The organism is Clostridium thailandense (assembly GCF_019207025.1).
GTDB classification, from domain to species: domain Bacteria; phylum Bacillota; class Clostridia; order Clostridiales; family Clostridiaceae; genus Clostridium_AM; species Clostridium_AM thailandense.
The window spans coordinates 25,946-44,651 of sequence record NZ_JAEEGC010000004.1; the positions used below are offsets into that span (position 1 = coordinate 25,946).

Here is an 18,706-nt window from a genome sequence, read left to right on the forward strand (position 1 = left end):
AAGTTTTTATATGTGCTTTCAGCTTAGGAAACATCTCCCTGCGTATAAGTTAACTTTCTGGTGTAGTTCTTTATAGTGCTATAGCCCCTTAATAATTGTTTTGCCAATTTATTGTGCAGGAGTAAACCAAGTTGATAGATCATAAAGTCCAGATTCAATAAGCTCTCCATGAGGTGAGGATAACTTAATATAGCAAGTAGCGCCTGGATACATCATTGTTGCAAAGGATGTTACTCCGTTGTACTTAGCTGGAGTACTGTATATAGTTTTGCCATTGACATCCATTAAAGTTACCACAGCGTTCTTACCTATGCTAGGGGAAACAAATGTAATGTTTAAATAACCTGAAGTGCTAGCTGTAATCTTAAAGAAATCCACATCATCTTTTTCAAGTCGGCCTCGTATTGGAGCTGCATTACCGTAGTTTTGTGAAGAATTAAGTTCCATAGCTGAAGCAAATGTATCATTTGATTCCTTTTCACTGATTATGGTTGATATAAATCTAGAATTTGAAGTACCATCCAGTCTTATCATAAAATTTCCGTCACTATAATCCATAGCCTGGTAGAAAACTAGTCCTCCAATTATTGAGATTACCTCAGACCTAATACTTGTCAGTTGAGTTTTATTAGAACCATCTACTCGTATTTTATATAGGTTATCTCCATCTAAACGGCTTCTATAATAAATCCATCCATTATAGACAATCATACTTGCAGGAAAGTCATCAGAAATTTTGGTTCTTTCTGTTCCATCAGTTTTAATTTTGTAAAGTTTATATCCAGGGCCTTTCTCAGTGAAGGTGCCATCAGCAGCTTCATAGTATATCCAGCCATCTTCAAGGTTAATAGAAGTTGATGAATCACTGCATAGTTTAGTTTTTCCACTTCCATCAATTTTCATCTTGTAGATAGAGTCGTTATCATTTGAGTTAGCATAATAAATATAATTGTCTGCTATACTCATGGAGTAATAAGTGTAATCATTGCTTAATTTAGTATTGTTAGAGCCATCGGTATTTATTCTGTAAAATCCAGATTCTTGCTGGTTTTTATAACTATAATATATATAGTTTTTAACTACAGTAAAAACAGAATACTTATCTATTATTTTTGTTTTATCCGATCCATCAAGATTCATCCTGTATATTTTACCTGAATCTGATGAATTACTGTAATAAATATGATTATCTGCAATATTAATATTTAAGGCATAGTCATCACTTATCTTTGTAAGTTCAGTGCCATCATCTTTAATTCTATATACCTTGTTGCCGTCTTTTGAAGTAGAATAATACAGATAACCTTTATAATAGGCAACATTTGTACCATTACCAATATTACGAGTTGAACCATCAGTGTCTGCTACTACGTTTAAGTTCAATTTGACTTTTCCATCATAGCCTGATACAGTACCTTCAAACTGATAGGCAGCTGCTTTGGAGGTATCTACTTTTTTTGAATTCCACAATACAGGAACAAACTTTGTAGATCCATCCTCAAAGCTTGCAATTGCCTTAGGTGGAAAGTGATAGTCTTCATTAATAAAGGCTATATCTGATATATCATCAACTCTAACAATATTTGAATATTTAACCATGTTCGTTAAATTATATTCTGCAATAGCATCTACTGCTCCAGTGCCGCCAAGAATGTTAACTGTCTTGCAGTTTTGTTGTTTTAGGAAATCATAAGTTGCCTGTCCAAATGCATTGTCTACAAGTACTATTGGAGCATTATAGTTGGAAGCAAGAACACTACCAGACAAAGCATCTGGAAAGTTATTAGCGGAGGCAACAAACATTGAAGTAAGATCTAAGGAGTCTTGGAATTCATTTAAAACCCTTATATTTGTTTCATACCTATCCATACCGCTTAAACGCTTTGGATTCTTTAAAGATGATTTTATATCAGAACTTAGAACACCTACACCGCCAACAACATAGGAAACTGGTATATTTTTATCCTCTAGATATGTGCTAACTTTGTTAGGCAGCGAGTCTTTTGAGGATAACAAAATAGGCATGTCCATCTTAGCTGCTATAGGGGCAATGCTTAATGCATCTGGAAAATTCTCTCCTGAAGCTATTGCAATGCCATTCTCTGTAGTCAGCTGTTCTGCAACTTTTACAGAGGTTTCAAATCTATCTTCACCAGCAAGTCTTGTACAAGTTATACCAAGCTCTTTTAGCTGATTTTCTATACTAGAAGATATTACTCCAGTTCCCCCTATTATATACACATTCTTAGTTTTAAGCTTGGCAAGTTCCTCCAAGGCTGAACTATTGAGTTTGTCTTTGGATGTAAGAATTATTGGGGCATTCTTAGATTTTGCTAGTGGTGCAGCACAAAGTGCATCAGGAAAGTTTTCACCGTTAGCTATTATTACATTGGGTGCTTCTGCCCAACCTTTTTTTACTATTGATAGGTTTGTTTCATACCTATCTAAGCCAGATATTCTAGTGACATCAGGAGAAGCTGCTTGAGTTTTGCTTGTAAAGGTTAAGGTAGCCAATAGTATCGTAAATAAACACAATATAGATGAAGCTTTTCTATTTTCCATATTTTCCTCCAAATATTAATAAGTTGTTAACACCATTTTAACTTTTTTGATACTAGTAAGCTACTGGAAATGTATTCAATGCTTCTGCAAATTCTTTTTTATAGAATATTATAAAAAAGTTCTGTAAAATAGAAAAAGAGGTGAGAGTATGCTATATAAAAATATTAATAATTCAGAGTTAAAAGTTTCATCCATATGTTTAGGTTCTGCTTTTATGGGAAGTTCAACAATCCCTAAGAAAGAGTCCCACGGGCTTTTAGATCTTTTTGAAGCTGAAGGTGGCAACTTCATTGACACTGCTCATATATATTCAGATTGGCTTCCGGGGGAAAAGAGTATAAGTGAAAAGACTATAGGAGAATGGCTTAAAATAAAGAAAAATAGACATAACATGATTATTGGAACGAAAGGTGCTCATCCTGACTTTGGAGCTATGAATGTATCTCGTTTATCAAAAAAAGAAGTTTTGTCAGATTTGGAAGGAAGTCTGCAAGCTCTTAAAACTGACTATATAGATATTTATTGGCTTCATCGTGATGATGAAAACCGCCCAGTGGAAGAAATAATTGACTATTTAAATGAATTTGTTAAAAGTGGTAAAATATTAAACTTTGGATGTTCTAATTGGAAGGCATATAGAATGAAAGAAGCTTTAGACTATGCAGCAAAGAAAAAAATTAATGGGTTTGTAGCTAATCAAAATATGTGGAGTTATGCAGAACTCAACGTTGAAAATCTAGAAGATAAAACCTTAGTAGTCATGGATAAGGAAGCTAGAGAAATTCATAATACATATTCTTTAGCAGCCATACCCTACTCTTCACAAGCTAATGGCTTTTTCACTAAGTTAAGCCAGAATAGATTGTCTGATGCTGTGAAAAAGTTGTATTTTAATAATGAGAATTTGGATGGCTATGAAAGAGTAAAAAAAGTTGCAAAGGAGAAGGGGATGACCATAAGTGATGTGGTTCTAACATATTTAACTTCTCAGCCTTTTGTAACTGTTCCGGTAGTAGGCTGTAGAAATGAGGAGCAGCTTAAGGATAGTTTAAAGGCTTCAGACCTTAAATTTAATAGAGAGATTTTAGAGTATCTGGAGTATAGAGAAAACAAATAATATATTTTATTAAATAGATTGGATGCTTTTATAAAAAGTTGAATTGGAGGTTTTTTAAATTAATCCAATTGGTATAATTTAATTATCCTATAAAATAATTATAGGAATAAAAAGATTAAAAGATAATTTAAAAAGGAGATGTCTTAAGTGAAAAAAATTGGGTTAATAGGTGGAATGAGCTGGGAATCGTCACTTGAATATTATAGAATTATAAATGAAACTGCTAAATTAAAATTAGGAGGACTTCATTCTGCAGAGTGTATTATGTATTCAGTGGATTTTGAAGAAATAGAAGCATTGCAGCACCAAAATAAGTGGAAAGAACTAACTAAGATCATGGTTAATACTGCTGAAAGTCTTAAAAAAGCAGGTGCTGATTTTATTGTAATATGTACAAATACAATGCATAAAATGGCAAGTGATATAGAAAATGAAGTAGGAATAAAAGTTTTGCATATAGCGGAAGTAACAGGTGAAAAAATAATTAAAAAAGAAATGAAGAAGGTTGGATTGCTTGGAACTAAATTTACTATGGAAGGAGATTTCTATAAAAAAGTATTGAAAGATAAATTTAATATTGATGTGGTTATTCCAGATGAAGCTGATAGAGATATTGTCCACCAGGTTATTTATGAGGAACTATGTAAAGGAATTATAAATGAGGCTTCAAGAGAAAAATATAAAAGAATAATAGAGCAGTTAGCATCAAAGGGTGCAGAGGGAATAGTACTTGGATGTACAGAAATACCTTTATTAATAAAGCAAGAGGATGTTAATATTCCAATTTTTGATACAACAACAATACATGCTGTTTCTGCTGTTGAATTTGCTTTGGATAAAGTAAGTAGCAAGTGATTTAGATTTAAAGAATTTTATGTTTTTTTATTAGGAATGTTCTCTAAATTTCTAATTATAATAAATCATAAGCGATTTTAAATAACTTCTTTTCAAGCAGTTTCTGGTGGCTTCCACTATAGGTTTATTATAATTTGCTCTCTTAAAAATATAATGCAATAGTATAAGACTAATATTTTACTTGTTAGTTTACAAATAATCAATAGGTATTGTGAAAAATAGCAAACTCAACCTTTTCAAGTTTCGCAAGTATCCCAGAAGTGTAAAATTTGATGATAATTAAAACAAAATGAGCTTGAGGATATATTACAATAAAAGTTGTCAATTAATTTATCCTATGCTATGCTACTTTTATCGAAATACACAGAGATTTGTATTAAATTTACACTTTCAAAGGGAGAATTAGAACTATGAATTTATTAATTGTTGGTCATCCCCTTCGTTTCGATAAAATTAAAAACGAGCTAAAAAATAACTTTAATGAAATTGAAGCGGAATATATAGAGTATTGGAATTATTCTAGTACAGATGATTTATTAAAATATATTAGAAACAATGAAGGTTCTATAGATGCTTTGCTATTTACAGGAGAACTAGCTTTTAACTGGTTTAATGCTAGTATGTTCCCTGATATTATTTCAGATTATATATATAAGGATTCTGGTTCTCTTTTAAAAATGTTATTACATGCTTTGTTTAAAGGACTTGATATTTCTAAGATTAGCATTGACAGCTATAGTAAGGATTTAATATATGAAGCATATGAAGAAATTGAATTGAATAAAGATAGCCAAAACATATATATTTGTCCTAAATATACATATCAGGAAAATACTTACTCAGAAGAGGTATATTTTTTTCACAAGAAAAATTTTTACGAAAAGAAAGTTTCTTGCTGCTTTACAGCAATATCCCCTGTTTATGAAAAACTTTCTAATGATAATATTCCTTGTTTTTTGTTTCAACCTACAAGAGACGTTATAAGAAACACATTATTAAAACTTCAATTAAAACATTCAATAAAAGTTAATGAATACAGCCAAATAGTTGCTATTTCTCTAGAAATAGATTTACCAGATGAAGAATCTATAATTAATAAAGATGAGTATCAAATAATTCTAGAAAATATGAACGTTTCTAAACAAGTCTATATATTTGCTCAAAAAATTGAAGCTGCAGTACAAGAAGTTAACTTTAGAGGATTTATGCTATTTTCTACAAAGAAAATTTTAGAAACTGAAACAGATAACCTCCAAAAATTTGATATATTTAAAATGGTAAATGAAAATACTTTGAGTACAATAAGCGTAGGTGTAGGATATGGCAAAACAGCAAGAGAATCTAGATATTATGCCAACTTAGGTTTGATAAAAGCTAAAAAACATGGTGGAAATAAAGCATTTATTTTATACGATATAAAAACAATAGTTGGACCTATCGATTATTTAAAAAAATCTAAAGCTAAGATAAGTTCTAATAAAATTGATGGAAAGCTTTTAAAAATTGCCGAAAAATGTGAAATAAGCATAAATACAATATTCAAGCTGTATACTATTGTGCAGCAGCAAAAAAAAGATTGTTTCACTTCTCACGAATTAGCTAAATATTTTGGTACCACACCAAGAACAATGTACAGAATAGTTAATAAATTAGAACAAAATGGTTTTGCTGAATTTGTTGGTAAAAAAATAGTATCTGATACAGGTAGACCAAGCAGATTAATAAAAATATGTATTTATTAAAATTTTAAAGTCTCTGGATTTATAAAAATTATTAATCCAGAGACTTATTTTTATGTGTTTTAACAATATAATTTTGATCTACTGAACAATGTTTTAGATTAAATATATCTTAATTTTAAAAATAATAAGTATATTTAGGTTAATGACAACTTAAAGACAATATACAGTCAAAAACATAATTAGTATAATTACATTAACCTAAATAGCTATTATGGTATAAATATACAAAATTTAGAAGTTTAAAACTTAGCTTAATTATAATGAATGTAAAATTTATTATAACTTAAATGAGCATAAATGGAGGAATTTAGATGATACTAGAACAAAAAAAGAAAGCTTTTGAATTTATAGATTTTCATAAAAATGAAATGTTAGCTTTATGGGAAGAGCTTGTAAATACAGAAAGTGGTGCTAGAGATAAGGAATCAGTAGATAATTTGGCTGTGAAATTAAAAAATATAATTGAAAATATAGGAATGAATACAAAAATAGTTGAGTACAAAAATGCGGGAAATTCTATCGTAGCAGAATTTGGAACAGATAGGCGTAAAAAAGGAATTGTTTTTTCAGGTCATATGGATACTGTTTTCAAAAAAGATACAGCTAAAAATAATCCTTTTAGAATTGAAAATGGTAAAGCTTATGGTCCAGGAGTTTTAGATATGAAAGGTGGTATTGTTATTGCTCTTTATGCCATTAAAGCTCTAAATTCAGTGGGATACAATGAAAGACCTATAAAATTAATTATTTCTGGGGATGAAGAAACAGGTCATAGCAATAATCCAGCAGGTGCTGAGTTATTTATTAATGAAGCTAAAGGTTTCACAGCTGCATTCAATTTTGAAACTGGTTTTACTGATAACGGAATTATAGTAGGACGTAAAGGAGTTGCTCAATATACTTTAGAAGTGGAAGGAGTTTCTGCTCACGCAGGTAATGCACCAGAAAAAGGAAGAAGTGCAATAGAAGAAATCGCTCATAAAGTACTTGATATACAAAACTTAACTAATTGGGAAGAAGGTATTAACTTTAACGCAGGAACTATTCAAGGTGGTACTGTATCAAATGCAATTCCAGACTATGCTAAGGTAGAAATTGATGTACGATATACAAAGGTTAGTAAAAAAGCTGAAATCACAAAGAGCCTGGAAGAAATTGCAGCTAAAACATACGTAGAAGGTACAAAAACTAAGCTGACAGTTAAAAATTTTATGTATCCTATGGAAACTACTGATGGCGTGATGAATCTATTTGAACTTGCTAAAAATACTTCTATAGAAATAGGCTTTGGAGAAGTGTATCCAAAAACAACTGGAGGCGGATCAGATGCATCCAACACTGTTATTGCAGGTGTCCCAACAATTTGTGCTGTGGGAGTTAAGGGTGAGTGGAATCATACGTCTAGAGAATATGCTGAGGTAGAATCTTTATTTGAAAGAACAAAATTTGTAATTGCTTGTGTAATGAATCTAAAAGATGATTTAGTATAAACTTTATGAGGAGGAGTAAAAATGTCTAATGAAAATAAAAAGGTAACATTAAAAGGCTGGATATCCTTAGCAGTGCTAATAATAGTATTTTCTGGTGTATTTAAAGACTTTAACGGCCCACTTAAAGCACTTGATTTTGAAAACCTCTGCGGCAACTTTGGCTTAATTGCTGGAAAAATGAATTTTCGTGGCCAAAATGGAACTGGAATTAGGGAAGGGTTTTTATTCGCATTAACTCTTATACCTTCAGTAATGTTTGCAATGGGTCTCATTAATGTAGCTGAAGCTACAGGTGCATTCAAAGCTGCTGAAAAATTATTCACACCGCTTCTAAGGCCAATACTTGGAGTTCCCGGTTCTGCAGGATTAGCTTTTGTAAGCTCCTTCACAAGCTCAGATGTTTGTGCTGTATTAACAAAGGAATTAGCAGAAGAGAAGTTAATTACTGATAATGAACGTACAATCTTTGTATCCTTCCAATATGCGGCTTCAGCAGTAATAATGAACACAATTACCTGCGGCGCTCCATTAATCCCTATATCAAAACTATCAATTGGGATAATATTAGCAATTCAAATTATTGTTAAAATATTTGGAGCAAATATAGTAAGATTTGTATTATACTATACAGCTAAAAAGAATAATGGAAATAGCGAAAGGAGTGTTGAAAATGCAGTCTAATGTCCAACAAAATTCAAATAATCTTGCAGCTAAAAAAAATATTATAGAAACTTTTATGGCAGGCGCTAAAAAAGGTTTTTACATTGGAGTAGAACTCATTACTCCTGCAATGATATTAGGCTATGCAATAATTCAATTCCTTCAAATAACTGGTTTATTAGATATAGTTGGTAAATTGCTTAATCCTGTAATGATGGTATTTGGTTTACCAGGTAAAGCAAGTGTAGCTTTAATAGCAGCATTCTTTGCAAAAACTGCTGGAGCAGCGGCAGCGGCAACATTGTATACAAATGGCGCAATCAATGCTGTACAAGCAACTATACTATTCCCAGCAACAATTCTTATGGGAACCTTAGTTGGCCATTATGTTAGAATTGTTATTGTTGCCAATACAAATAAAAAGTGGCATCCCTTACTCATTGCAGTTCCTATTATTGATGCAGTAATAGCTATGCTGATAACAAGAGCTATTTTAAGCTTTATGTAATAATTTTATAAATATGATTTTAACCTTCTTTAACCTTTAGGTGATACAAAAAAGGAGATGCTTAAAACTAAGTTAGTTTCATTATATCTAGTTCTTTTTTCATCAACATTAACACTTGCTGTGCTTTTAGGAATGAGTAATTTCTACGTTATTTCTTTAAGGGTTATTAATGAAGAAGAATATATGGTATTTAAAATTCCAAACTCAACTAAAAATATGTAGACAACCCACATGTTCTTATGATATACTGATAAAGTTACATAAGAATGCGCCTTATGGTGTGAAACAATTTTATCAATAAAATTAAGATATTATTCGACTTTTGTGATTTTTATTGCGAAAGTCTTTTGTTTTTTTATGGAAACGGAAATTAGGAGGAAAAATGGAAATTTTAATAGTATTTTTACTGAAACTGATCGACAACACTCTGGGCACAATGAAGAACATATATATAACTCGTGAGAAGTTCTTTTTTTCAAGCTTACTAGCAGCGTTGTCTACAACTGTATACATGATTGCTGTTGTGAGGATGGCAAAGTCAGACGGCATACTCAGCATCATGGCGATATGTGCCGCAACATTTATTGGGACTCTGGTTCCGGGACTTGTCGTTAAAAAGTCTGAGAAGGAGAAGCTTTATATCTTTGATATCACAGCAGACAACATGGACAATGGTAAAGAGTTTGCAGATATTTTAAGAAACGCGAATATTGCTACAAAAACCAGCGTTGTCTATGATACGATGATGATAAAGACACTTTCCATAAAGGCATACTGTGCCAATAAGGCGGAAAGCAAAATGGTAAATGAAGTCATATACCCGACTTTCAAATATAATGTTTATGCACCAATGAGCTTGGATTAAACTTGCCTCTGGTACATCTTGGAAAAATATATATAAAGCAATTTTTTAAAAAAAGTTATCACAGGGAAATCTTTCTGTGATAACTTTTTTACTTTTGACTACCTACATTTCCTTGAGCTGTATATATATTAAGTGAAAGGGGTTGATAAATATGGCTGCAACAGCAACAAAACTGCAGACTGCACTAGTAATTAAATATAAGGATGGTGTGGATGCCAAAGGTAAGGAAAAAATTAAATCAATGAAGTTTTCAAAGGTGAAAACTTCAGCAAAAGATCAAGACATATATGATGTGTCTATTGAGCTTGGCAAGCTTCTTGGAAAAACTTTAGACGAAGTAGTAAGAGAAGACCAAAGCGGAATAGTTAACGCGTAAGGGGGGGAAGATAAATGAGTAAAACATTAGTAATGAATTTTTTAAACGAAGCAGGTAAAAAGGCTGCTATAAGGGTGAACAATGTGAAGGAGGATGTGACTGAAGCAGAAGTAAAGAATGCTATGGATGTAATACTCGCTAAGGGTATATTTACAACTAGCGGGGGAGACTTAAAGGCAAAGGATTCGGCAGAAGTTACTGATAAAAACAGCACTGATTTATCAGTTAAATAAGCTTAAAGGAAGATAGCTTATGAATGATCTGTTAAACATTATAGGTAATGTTGGCTTTCCCATAGCAGTCTCTGTATATCTGCTTGTACGGCTAGAAGGCAAGCTTGAGGTGTTAACACAGAGCATAAATAATCTTTCCAATGTTATAAATAAATCTAATCCAGCTTAAAAAGGGGCAGTCGCACTCAGATAATCAAAGCAGAAAGTAGACTTATTCGGAGAGATATGTTACCAGAACTGAAAGCATTTTCATAGTGCCGAAGTCTGGTAACATAGCTCGCAGAATAAGTCTACTTTTTGCCGTACTTACCTAAGTGCGACAGCCTCTTTTTTATTTGAATTAGATTTATTTATTACATTGGAAAGATTTTATAAGTTACAACTTTGAAACAACTGGATAAAATTTTGAAATAATTTTATGTTAAACTATAAAATAGAATTTATAGTTTTAAAGAGTATTAGGTTGTGGTAGAAAGTTCTATTGATTTTACAACTCTGTGACAACTGAAAGATAGTCTGTACATATTTCTAGTATATACTAAAGGAGTAGTAAGGTTTAGTGCACAAACCAATTAAATACAATTTGGAGGAGTTTGGTATGAATAGAAAAAGAATATTAGTTTTTACATTAGCATTATTAGTAGTAGGCTCTGCTTCAATAACTACCTATGCAGCCAGTAAAAGTACATCAGTTTTAAATAAAAATGTGGTTGTAACAGTAGATAGTAAAGATGGTAATACTAATGTGGTTACCAAAGATAATATAAGTGATGAAGAAGCAGTTAAAATGGCTACTAAAGCTATGAAAGATTATTTAGGACTAGATGCAAATTATTTTGGTGAAGCTCATGTTACTAGAACTAATGCTAAGGATGATTTTGAATTCTTTAAAGATATATATCCCCAAAAAGATGCAGAAGTTTTAGCGGAAAATTCCAAAAAGTCTACAGCAAATGTTATAGATGTTCAGTTTATTCCTGCATCAGACTTAAAACAACCTGGTCCTGCTCGAGACTTGGTTGTAATAGATGAAGAGAATGGTGAAATAGTCTCCATAACTGGAATGAGCAACATAGATCAGAATTTTAAGGCAGAGATTGACGATACAAAAGTTAAAGAATCTATTTTAAATTTTTTTAGTAAGGTAGGAAAAAATATTCAGAGTAATACTATAAAAGTTAGTAAAACTGCTAATTCCGGTGTAATAAGAATATTATGCAATCTGGAAGATGGAAGAGATGCAAAAATGATGATTAATTTAAAGGATTATTCTGTAATGAACTACGAAGTAAACTATGATAACCTTATAACGTTACCTTCAGTTCAGAAAGATCATGAGGAGAATTTCAGAGATCTGCAGATTAAACAATAAAATAAAAGTAAAAGGTTTTTATGAAAAATGTTGAGTCAGATGGGTTTTTTATCCCATCTGACAAATATAAACGGAGGAGGAAGAATTGCACAAAATGATAAATATACTAGTTGTTGAAGATGATTTACCTATTTCAAATTTAATAAAATTAAATCTGAAGATGGCTAATTATAGAAGTGAAGTAGTTTTTGATGGAGAAGATGCACTAAGAGTACTTGAAGAAAGTAGTTTTGATTTGATACTTTTAGATGTGATGTTACCTAAAATTGATGGATTTGCTTTGTTTGAGAAGATTAAACATTTAGGTATTCCAGTAATTTTTTTGACTGCTAGAAGTTCAGTTTCAGATAAAGTTTATGGTTTAAGATCAGGGGCAGACGACTACATAACAAAACCTTTTGAAGGAGTAGAATTACTGGCTAGGATTGACAATGTACTAAGGCACTACAACAAAAAGACTAATATAATAAATTTTGAAGATTTAGAAATACATTTAGAAGAAATGGTTGTTAAAAAAGGTGGAGAAAACATTGAACTTACTTTAAAAGAATTTGAATTGTTAATATTTTTGGTACAAAATAAAAATGTTGTGCTAACGAGAGATAAGTTAATAGAGAAAATTTGGGGATATGATTATATTGGAGAAAGTAGGACTATAGATAATCATATACAAAAGCTAAGAAAGAAGCTTGATTTGAAAGATAAAATTAAAACTGTGTTTAAACTAGGATACAGGTTGGAGGAATAAATGAAATTTTGGGAAAAGATATTTTTGTGCATATTAATTATATTTGAAATATTTTTTATTCCTGCATCTATATATTTGATAAATAGTAATTTTAAATTAAATTTTAATACAGAAGTTGATTCTGGAATAAGTGAACAAGGCAGACTTTGCTCAGCTATAGAATCAAATCTATTTTTACTTAGAATCCAAAAAGCTTCAAATGCCTATAAAACTGAGATTGATAAGCAAAATATAGATTCAATGATTAATACATATTTAAATAACTTTGGAGAACATGAAATATATTTAGAGGTAATAGATGAAAGTAATAAGGTCATTTTTAGTAATTTAAAAATTGGTATATCTGATAAAAGGAAGGAATTAAATATATCACAAGGTAAAGTGAATTATATAATACGGGATGTAAATAAAAAAAGCTATCTATTTATAACAAAAAAAATTAATTTAGATAACAATTACTATAAGGTTTCTTATGTTAAGGATATTTCAAAGGTTTACAACAATAGTAAATATCTATTTAATCTTCTTCTGAAGTTAAATATATTTATATCTGTAATTATAGTTATAGTGGCCATAACATTAAGTAAATTTATAGTAAATCCTATAAATAAACTAATGAAGTCTACTAAAATAATATCTTCTGGAAATTTTAGTGAGAGAGTAAAGCTGGTATCAGATGATGAAATTGGTCAATTGTCAAAAAATTTTAATGAGATGGCTGATGTAATAGAAGATAAAATAAAGGAACTTGAAAGAAGCTCAGAGGATAAACAGAGATTTATTGATAATTTGGCTCATGAACTTAGAACTCCATTAACTTCAATAATAGGTTATGCTGAATTTCTTAGAACTAATAAGTATGAGGAAGAAACTTTTATAGATTCATTAAGTTATATATATGAAGAAGGGAAAAGATTAGAGAAATTATCTACTAAGTTAATGGATTTAATTATTTTGAGAAAAGAAGACTTTAATATGAGACTGGAAAGAATTGAAGATCTTTTAACAGATATTAAAAATTCCTTAGCTCCCAAATTAAAATCGAAAAATATTCATTTAGAAATTTCAGCAGAAAATTTAAGTTTATTAATGGATAGAGATTTAATAAAAGTACTAATTATAAATCTTATTGATAATTCTATTAAAGCATCGAAATATGGTGATAAGGTTTTTTTAAATGTATATCGAGACATGCAATCAAATTTAATAATAGAAGTTAAAGATAATGGGCATGGTATTCCGAAAGAAGATATACCTAAGGTATTTGAACCATTCTTTATGGCTGATAAATCTAGAGCAAGAGATAATAATGGGGTAGGACTTGGACTTTCTTTATGTGCTGAAATTGCTAAAATTCACAATGCCGAAATTTATATACAAAGTGAAATAAATAAAGGTACGACACTTAAAGTACTGTTTAGTAATAGCTGTGTTTAAACTTTTTTTAAGGGGGACATAAATAATAGAAGTAAAAGATATATTAGATAATAAAGGGAAAAATGATGGGGAAAAAATAGTTTTTCTTACTTTTGATGATGGTCCATCTGTAACGGTGACACCCAAAATATTAGATGTATTAAAGAATTATAATGTTAAAGCTACCTTTTGTTTAATTGGGAAAGAGATAAATGCTAGTGAGGGAAGTAAGAATTTGGTGAAGAGAATTTTCAAAGAAGGACATGCATTGGCCAATCATACTTATTCTCACAATTTAAAAAGCCTATATCCTCAAAATAAGACGGATGTAGAATATTTTATGGAAGAAGTAGAGAAAACTAACTCTGCAATTAAAAGTATAGTTGGACAAGACTTTAATACAAGGGTATTAAGAATGCCGGGAGGTTATATGTCAAGAAAATATTATAGCGATCCTAATTTAGAAGAATTTAATGCTAAGTTAGAGGAAAAAGGAATGTACAGCATAGATTGGAATGCTTACGATTTTGATTCAGAAGGCAGTAAAAAGTATGCAGCGGAACTTTTGAATGAAGTGATAAAAAGCGTTGGAGCAAAAGAGAAGGTGGTACTATTAATGCATGATACATATGGTAAAGAGGAAACCGCTAAAGCACTGCCTCAAATAATAGAGTACTTAAAAAGGCAAGGGTATGAATTTAGAACGTTGTCTTAGACTAATCTTAAAAAATATCATATGAGCTATAGGAGTAAATAATTTTGCTAAAGTAATAATATAGTTTAGAAGTGTTGATATTAACCTTAGATAACTAGCCTTGATTTATATTTTAGGGTAATTAATATTTAAACGATAGAGAAGAAATGTCGGAAGGTAATGAATGTTGATTGAATTGTTTTTCTGCTCATAGTAATATTAATATATGTCTGATTTATAGACAAGAATAATTAAGAGAGGTTTTACATAAGGAAAAATAAGTGCCATACAAGACGCTCGAGCGGTTAGTGAGCAAAAATTGAAATAGAATTCTAAAAAGAAGGAGGGCAATATTGTGCAAAAGATAATTCCACATTTATGGTTTGACAAGGAAGCTGCTCAGGCAGCCCAATGGTACGTCAGTTTGTTTGAGAATTCGAGAATAATTAACGTCGCTACGATTCCAGATACCCCATCGGGAGATGCGGAGCTTATTGATTTTCAACTTGCTAATCTTAGATTTTCAGCAATCAGTGCAGGGCCGTATTTTACATTTACCCCATCGGTTTCTTTAATGGTAGCTTGTGATACTATCGAAGAGGTGAATAGATTACATGCTAATCTGTCTTCTGGTGGCACAGAACTTATGGCTTTAGGCGAGTATCCCTTCAGTAAACGATATGCATGGGTACAGGATAGGTATGGCTTAAGCTGGCAGCTCATGCTAGTTGAAAATATGGAAGAGTATCAGAAAATACGTCCAACATTACTATTTGCTGGAGATGCATGTGGTAAGGCTGAAGATGCCATTGACTATTATGTTTCGACTTTTGAAGAATCCAAAAAAGGGTTTATAAACCATTATGCAGCAGAAGAAGCAATGGATGCAAGGGCAAAAATAAACTATGGAGAGGTAAATATCTGGGAAACCCAGTTAATAGCTATGGATCATGGCTTTGGCGGGGACTTTACCTTTAATGAAGCTTTTTCTTTCATGGTACTTTGTGAAAATCAAGAGGAAATAGATTATTTTTGGCATAAACTTTCTTTTGTATCAGAGGCTGAACAGTGTGGATGGGTCAAAGATCAATTTGGAGTATCCTGGCAGATTGTACCTGCTAGTATGAATGAAATGCTCATGAAAGGCACAAAAGAAGAAGTAAAACGTGTAACAGAGGCATTTCTAAAAATGAAGAAGTTTGATATAGCTACCCTTGAAAAGGCGCGATTAGGGTAAATGTTAATCTATATAAAGATATAATATATACTTCTATAGATAAATTTTTATTATTGACATAATGTTGTCAACAATAATGTGTTATATGGCAGAGGGACTTATTGAAGCTTATGTAAATAATTTTGCTTATAGAATTTTATAAAAAACTCCTCCTTAGTAAGAGCTTTAAATAGTGCTAAGGAGGAGTTTTTTACGGGGGTAGTATGAAAATTACTTACGGACTTCCTTATTTTCATACATTAACAAATGGAAAGTAAGCTATAAACTTATTATTTAGAATCAGTGGCATTCATTCTTCTGTATGTTTCAAATATCGAACCAACTCTATCCTTTAGATCAAAGTACCCTGAACCCATCATTATTGTTGGTTTAACTTTCAGAGCATTGGGTTTTTCATCTTCCAAGCAGTCTTCATTTGCATATACTGCAATAATTTCTCCAATAAACATCGTAAAATCAAATATAGGAATTGTCTGTATTACCTTACAAAGATAATTTACAGGACATTCTTTTATCATTGGCGCATTTCCAGCATCATCATAAAAGGAATCAAAAACATTCGATTTATCTTCTTTATTACCAGAGACGCACCCACAAAAATCAGTCTTATCAATAGATTTAGAGGATGGTATGTTTACACTAAAGAATCCATTTTCCACTACGCCCGCAGTTGTATAGTGGGAATTTTTCAATGAAATATACAATACAGGCTTCTCACTTACAACACCATATGCACCTAGTGTGGCATAGTTTGGCTTTCCATTAACCATTGCCCCTGCTAAAACTGTAATAAATGGTCCAAAAGGGATATTTGCTATTTTCTTCTTTATCATATTCTTTCTCCAATCAAATTGTTTATTTGTTGCAACAATAATAATTATATGGATAAATTGAAAAAAATATAGACTGTTTCTTTTCTATGAGTTATCATATAGATAGATCACGCCCCAAAATAAATAATCTTAATCTTGAAAACCAGCTAAGACATCTGATGTGAACTCTTTTATTTTTTCTATTTGATCATCAGTTAGATGACCACCTTCGCGCCCAAACGTTCCATGACCCTGCATTCCTAATTTTAGGCATAGTTGTTTATCATTTACCTTTATTCCGGCTTTGTAAGCGTATTCAGTTATTCTGCTTATTGCTTTCTTCATAGCGCCAGTTGTAGAAAAAGCTACAATTTCACCGATTTTCTTAGAGTCCAATTTCCCTAAATATTCTTTTAGTTGCGGGTCAGCATCCCATCCATAAACAGCGCCGCCTAAAAATAGTAAATCAACCGTTTCATCTAACGGGCTATCAATCGGCGCTGATTTTATTTCCAAAGTTTTAGCAATGACCTCTGCCACTGCACGCGTATTGCCACCTCTGGACTGATATCTAACGGCTATTTTCATTCTAATTCCACCTTTCTAAAGCACCATTTCTAATATTATCTTGACTATAAGAACGTGTTGTATAATTATTATATAGACTTAATTTGTCTTTATCAACCAACTAGTTTATAAATTTAATCTTGTATCTTGCTTAAGAGTAATGAATTAGAAGATTCTTAATTATATAATACAGTATGAAAAAAAGACGACATAACTACTGAAACTGAAAATTGAATAAATGCGGTGCTTGAAAAAAAGAAATACTTATTTCTTTATTACAAATTTTCGTGTAATAATATTACAAATATGCTATAATTTATACAAGTTTAGGCCGAAGTTGTAATTGATTATGACAAAATTTGTATTATGGTGGTGATTAAAATTTGAAAAGGAAATGTATAGTAATCATATTAATATGCTTTGTTCTTATAATACTTAATATTGGATTTGATATCTTTACTCATTCAACTGTTGAAAGAGTTATAAGAGCGGACTTGTTCTTTCGAGGTTATTTTGTAAAAGCATTTAAAACAGAGATTTCTAAAAGGCCAATTCCTGATTCACAATATGGTACTATGTACATTTGTAGAAATCCTGGCATTGGTCCAGACTCGTATCACCTTGAAAAGAAGTATAAGTATTTTGGAGAATTTGAATATTGGTATGTTGATATTAATGGTACTGGTGGTGGCTAAATATAATGATAAAAAATATTCTTATGAAGTGACGCAACTGTAAAAAACGAATAATTTACTGGAACACCGCATTATTCAGGTTAGAATTTTGGGGTGTTTTTAGTTAATTTTTCAAGGAATTAAATTTGATTATCTGTATATAAAATATATAGATGGATACGTAATCCCAAAAGATGGTTTATACCAGTGGATTTGCGAAAAGGCAGGCAAGCTTGGTGTACTAGGTATATGTAAGGATTTCGGCAAAGATGAGTTTAATTATATGATAGGAGTCGAGGAAATCAAAGATAACCTTCCGGAAGGATACGTTTCGGCAATTATACCAGCAGCAACTTGGGCTGTATTTGAATCAGTTGGGGCACTGCCAGAAGCTATACAAGATCTTACAAGAAGAATATTTACAGAGTGGTTGCCGTCTACAGGATATCAGCATGATTGCGCACCAGAACTTGAGGTTTATCCTTTAGGAGATTCGACTTTGCCCGATTACAGATGTTAAATTTGGATTCCTATTAAGAAGTAAAAGGAATTAAAATAACAAATGATATAAAATCAGAAGAAGTAGAAACATTAGATAATTTACCAGATTTCGAGATAAATGAAATTAAATTATTTGATAATATTCCAGATGATTTAACTTATCCCTTAATTCAACCATTTTTATATAAGAAAGTATTAGAATATCTTAAAAAAGGTGGGTGCAAGAATTAAAAAATTCTTGTACCCACCTTTTGCTTAATTTTAATACGAAATTTTC

Annotated in this window: 21 protein-coding genes; 18 read left to right on the forward strand and 3 right to left on the reverse strand. The window is 31.2% G+C overall.

Features of this window, described 5'->3' with window-relative positions; translation table 11 throughout:
* Nucleotides 1-108 precede the first annotated feature (108 nt).
* Nucleotides 109-2,562, reverse strand: a complete 2,454-nt coding sequence (locus I6U48_RS00670) for a DUF5050 domain-containing protein (protein WP_218318472.1) — start codon at nucleotides 2,560-2,562, stop codon at nucleotides 109-111.
* Nucleotides 2,563-2,710: 148 nt separating this feature from the next.
* Here I6U48_RS00670 and I6U48_RS00675 point away from each other — a divergent pair, with 148 nt between their 5' ends.
* The 16 genes from I6U48_RS00675 (at nucleotide 2,711) to I6U48_RS00750 (ending at nucleotide 15,875) form a co-directional block, all read left to right on the forward strand.
* Nucleotides 2,711-3,679 carry an aldo/keto reductase gene (locus tag I6U48_RS00675; RefSeq protein WP_218318473.1) on the forward strand — a complete coding sequence of 323 codons (969 nt, stop codon included), beginning with the start codon at nucleotides 2,711-2,713 and terminating at the stop codon, nucleotides 3,677-3,679.
* A gap of 147 nt (nucleotides 3,680-3,826) precedes the next feature.
* A complete protein-coding gene (locus tag I6U48_RS00680; protein ID WP_218318474.1) occupies nucleotides 3,827-4,534 on the forward strand; it encodes an aspartate/glutamate racemase family protein in 708 nt (235 codons plus the stop codon).
* 410 nt (nucleotides 4,535-4,944) lie between these two features.
* Nucleotides 4,945-6,276 (forward strand): hypothetical protein, encoded by a 1,332-nt coding sequence (locus I6U48_RS00685; protein WP_218318475.1) that lies wholly within the window; start codon nucleotides 4,945-4,947, stop codon nucleotides 6,274-6,276.
* 311 nt (nucleotides 6,277-6,587) lie between these two features.
* Nucleotides 6,588-7,766: a M20 family metallopeptidase gene (locus I6U48_RS00690; RefSeq protein WP_218318476.1), complete on the forward strand. Its 1,179-nt coding sequence runs from the start codon at nucleotides 6,588-6,590 to the stop codon at nucleotides 7,764-7,766.
* Between the two features lie 21 nt (nucleotides 7,767-7,787).
* A complete protein-coding gene (locus tag I6U48_RS00695) occupies nucleotides 7,788-8,447 on the forward strand; it encodes a nucleoside recognition domain-containing protein (protein WP_218318477.1) in 660 nt (219 codons plus the stop codon).
* Nucleotides 8,437-8,934, forward strand: coding sequence for a nucleoside recognition domain-containing protein (locus I6U48_RS00700; protein ID WP_218318478.1), 498 nt, complete (start codon nucleotides 8,437-8,439; stop codon nucleotides 8,932-8,934). The genes I6U48_RS00695 and I6U48_RS00700 overlap by 11 nt, the downstream gene beginning before the upstream one ends.
* Before the next feature lie 57 nt (nucleotides 8,935-8,991).
* Complete coding sequence (locus I6U48_RS00705; protein WP_218318479.1) at nucleotides 8,992-9,156, forward strand: hypothetical protein; 165 nt, start codon at nucleotides 8,992-8,994, stop codon at nucleotides 9,154-9,156.
* 160 nt (nucleotides 9,157-9,316) lie between these two features.
* Entirely contained in the window at nucleotides 9,317-9,799 is a 483-nt protein-coding gene (locus I6U48_RS00710; protein WP_218318480.1) for a hypothetical protein, read from the forward strand.
* Nucleotides 9,800-9,950: 151 nt separating this feature from the next.
* Nucleotides 9,951-10,175 carry a DUF1659 domain-containing protein gene (locus I6U48_RS00715; protein ID WP_218318481.1) on the forward strand — a complete coding sequence of 75 codons (225 nt, stop codon included), beginning with the start codon at nucleotides 9,951-9,953 and terminating at the stop codon, nucleotides 10,173-10,175.
* Nucleotides 10,176-10,189: 14 nt separating this feature from the next.
* Entirely contained in the window at nucleotides 10,190-10,408 is a 219-nt protein-coding gene (locus I6U48_RS00720) for a DUF2922 domain-containing protein (RefSeq protein WP_218318482.1), read from the forward strand.
* A gap of 19 nt (nucleotides 10,409-10,427) precedes the next feature.
* Complete coding sequence (locus I6U48_RS00725) at nucleotides 10,428-10,577, forward strand: YvrJ family protein (RefSeq protein ID WP_218318483.1); 150 nt, start codon at nucleotides 10,428-10,430, stop codon at nucleotides 10,575-10,577.
* Between the two features lie 429 nt (nucleotides 10,578-11,006).
* Nucleotides 11,007-11,780, forward strand: a complete 774-nt coding sequence (locus tag I6U48_RS00730; protein WP_218318484.1) for a hypothetical protein — start codon at nucleotides 11,007-11,009, stop codon at nucleotides 11,778-11,780.
* A 94-nt stretch (nucleotides 11,781-11,874) separates the two neighbouring features.
* Entirely contained in the window at nucleotides 11,875-12,528 is a 654-nt protein-coding gene (locus tag I6U48_RS00735; protein WP_218318485.1) for a response regulator transcription factor, read from the forward strand.
* Nucleotides 12,529-13,965: a HAMP domain-containing sensor histidine kinase gene (locus tag I6U48_RS00740; RefSeq protein WP_218318486.1), complete on the forward strand. Its 1,437-nt coding sequence runs from the start codon at nucleotides 12,529-12,531 to the stop codon at nucleotides 13,963-13,965.
* A gap of 40 nt (nucleotides 13,966-14,005) precedes the next feature.
* Entirely contained in the window at nucleotides 14,006-14,659 is a 654-nt protein-coding gene (locus I6U48_RS00745) for a polysaccharide deacetylase family protein (RefSeq protein ID WP_312890832.1), read from the forward strand.
* A gap of 334 nt (nucleotides 14,660-14,993) precedes the next feature.
* Nucleotides 14,994-15,875, forward strand: a complete 882-nt coding sequence (locus I6U48_RS00750) for a VOC family protein (protein ID WP_218318487.1) — start codon at nucleotides 14,994-14,996, stop codon at nucleotides 15,873-15,875.
* Nucleotides 15,876-16,144: 269 nt separating this feature from the next.
* Here I6U48_RS00750 and I6U48_RS00755 read toward each other — a convergent pair whose 3' ends face one another.
* The gene (locus I6U48_RS00755) at nucleotides 16,145-16,708 is read right to left on the reverse strand and encodes a flavin reductase family protein (RefSeq protein ID WP_218318488.1); all 564 of its coding nucleotides are present in this window, start codon (nucleotides 16,706-16,708) and stop codon (nucleotides 16,145-16,147) included.
* A gap of 129 nt (nucleotides 16,709-16,837) precedes the next feature.
* Nucleotides 16,838-17,275 carry a flavodoxin family protein gene (locus I6U48_RS00760; RefSeq protein ID WP_218318489.1) on the reverse strand — a complete coding sequence of 146 codons (438 nt, stop codon included), beginning with the start codon at nucleotides 17,273-17,275 and terminating at the stop codon, nucleotides 16,838-16,840.
* A 362-nt stretch (nucleotides 17,276-17,637) separates the two neighbouring features.
* On the opposite strand from I6U48_RS00760, the gene I6U48_RS00765 reads away from it, so the two are divergent.
* Together I6U48_RS00765 and I6U48_RS29985 are read left to right on the forward strand one after the other, a co-directional pair.
* The gene (locus I6U48_RS00765) at nucleotides 17,638-17,949 is read left to right on the forward strand and encodes a YjcN family protein (RefSeq protein WP_218318490.1); all 312 of its coding nucleotides are present in this window, start codon (nucleotides 17,638-17,640) and stop codon (nucleotides 17,947-17,949) included.
* A 190-nt stretch (nucleotides 17,950-18,139) separates the two neighbouring features.
* Entirely contained in the window at nucleotides 18,140-18,448 is a 309-nt protein-coding gene (locus tag I6U48_RS29985; RefSeq protein WP_376774500.1) for a GyrI-like domain-containing protein, read from the forward strand.
* The last annotated feature ends 258 nt before the right edge of the window (nucleotides 18,449-18,706 follow it).

Coding starts and splice junctions, on each gene's coding strand:
- I6U48_RS00695 (WP_218318477.1), top strand. CDS start 7,788: ATGTCTAATGAAAATAAAAAGGTAACATTAAAAGGCTGGATATCCTTA.
- I6U48_RS00730 (WP_218318484.1), top strand. CDS start 11,007: ATGAATAGAAAAAGAATATTAGTTTTTACATTAGCATTATTAGTAGTA.
- I6U48_RS00675 (WP_218318473.1), top strand. CDS start 2,711: ATGCTATATAAAAATATTAATAATTCAGAGTTAAAAGTTTCATCCATA.
- I6U48_RS00735 (WP_218318485.1), top strand. CDS start 11,875: ATGATAAATATACTAGTTGTTGAAGATGATTTACCTATTTCAAATTTA.
- I6U48_RS00740 (WP_218318486.1), top strand. CDS start 12,529: ATGAAATTTTGGGAAAAGATATTTTTGTGCATATTAATTATATTTGAA.
- I6U48_RS00710 (WP_218318480.1), top strand. CDS start 9,317: ATGGAAATTTTAATAGTATTTTTACTGAAACTGATCGACAACACTCTG.
- I6U48_RS00705 (WP_218318479.1), top strand. CDS start 8,992: ATGCTTAAAACTAAGTTAGTTTCATTATATCTAGTTCTTTTTTCATCA.
- I6U48_RS00755 (WP_218318488.1), bottom strand. CDS start 16,708: ATGATAAAGAAGAAAATAGCAAATATCCCTTTTGGACCATTTATTACA.
- I6U48_RS00715 (WP_218318481.1), top strand. CDS start 9,951: ATGGCTGCAACAGCAACAAAACTGCAGACTGCACTAGTAATTAAATAT.
- I6U48_RS00685 (WP_218318475.1), top strand. CDS start 4,945: ATGAATTTATTAATTGTTGGTCATCCCCTTCGTTTCGATAAAATTAAA.
- I6U48_RS00725 (WP_218318483.1), top strand. CDS start 10,428: ATGAATGATCTGTTAAACATTATAGGTAATGTTGGCTTTCCCATAGCA.
- I6U48_RS00720 (WP_218318482.1), top strand. CDS start 10,190: ATGAGTAAAACATTAGTAATGAATTTTTTAAACGAAGCAGGTAAAAAG.
- I6U48_RS00690 (WP_218318476.1), top strand. CDS start 6,588: ATGATACTAGAACAAAAAAAGAAAGCTTTTGAATTTATAGATTTTCAT.
- I6U48_RS00670 (WP_218318472.1), bottom strand. CDS start 2,562: ATGGAAAATAGAAAAGCTTCATCTATATTGTGTTTATTTACGATACTA.
- I6U48_RS00700 (WP_218318478.1), top strand. CDS start 8,437: ATGCAGTCTAATGTCCAACAAAATTCAAATAATCTTGCAGCTAAAAAA.
- I6U48_RS00760 (WP_218318489.1), bottom strand. CDS start 17,275: ATGAAAATAGCCGTTAGATATCAGTCCAGAGGTGGCAATACGCGTGCA.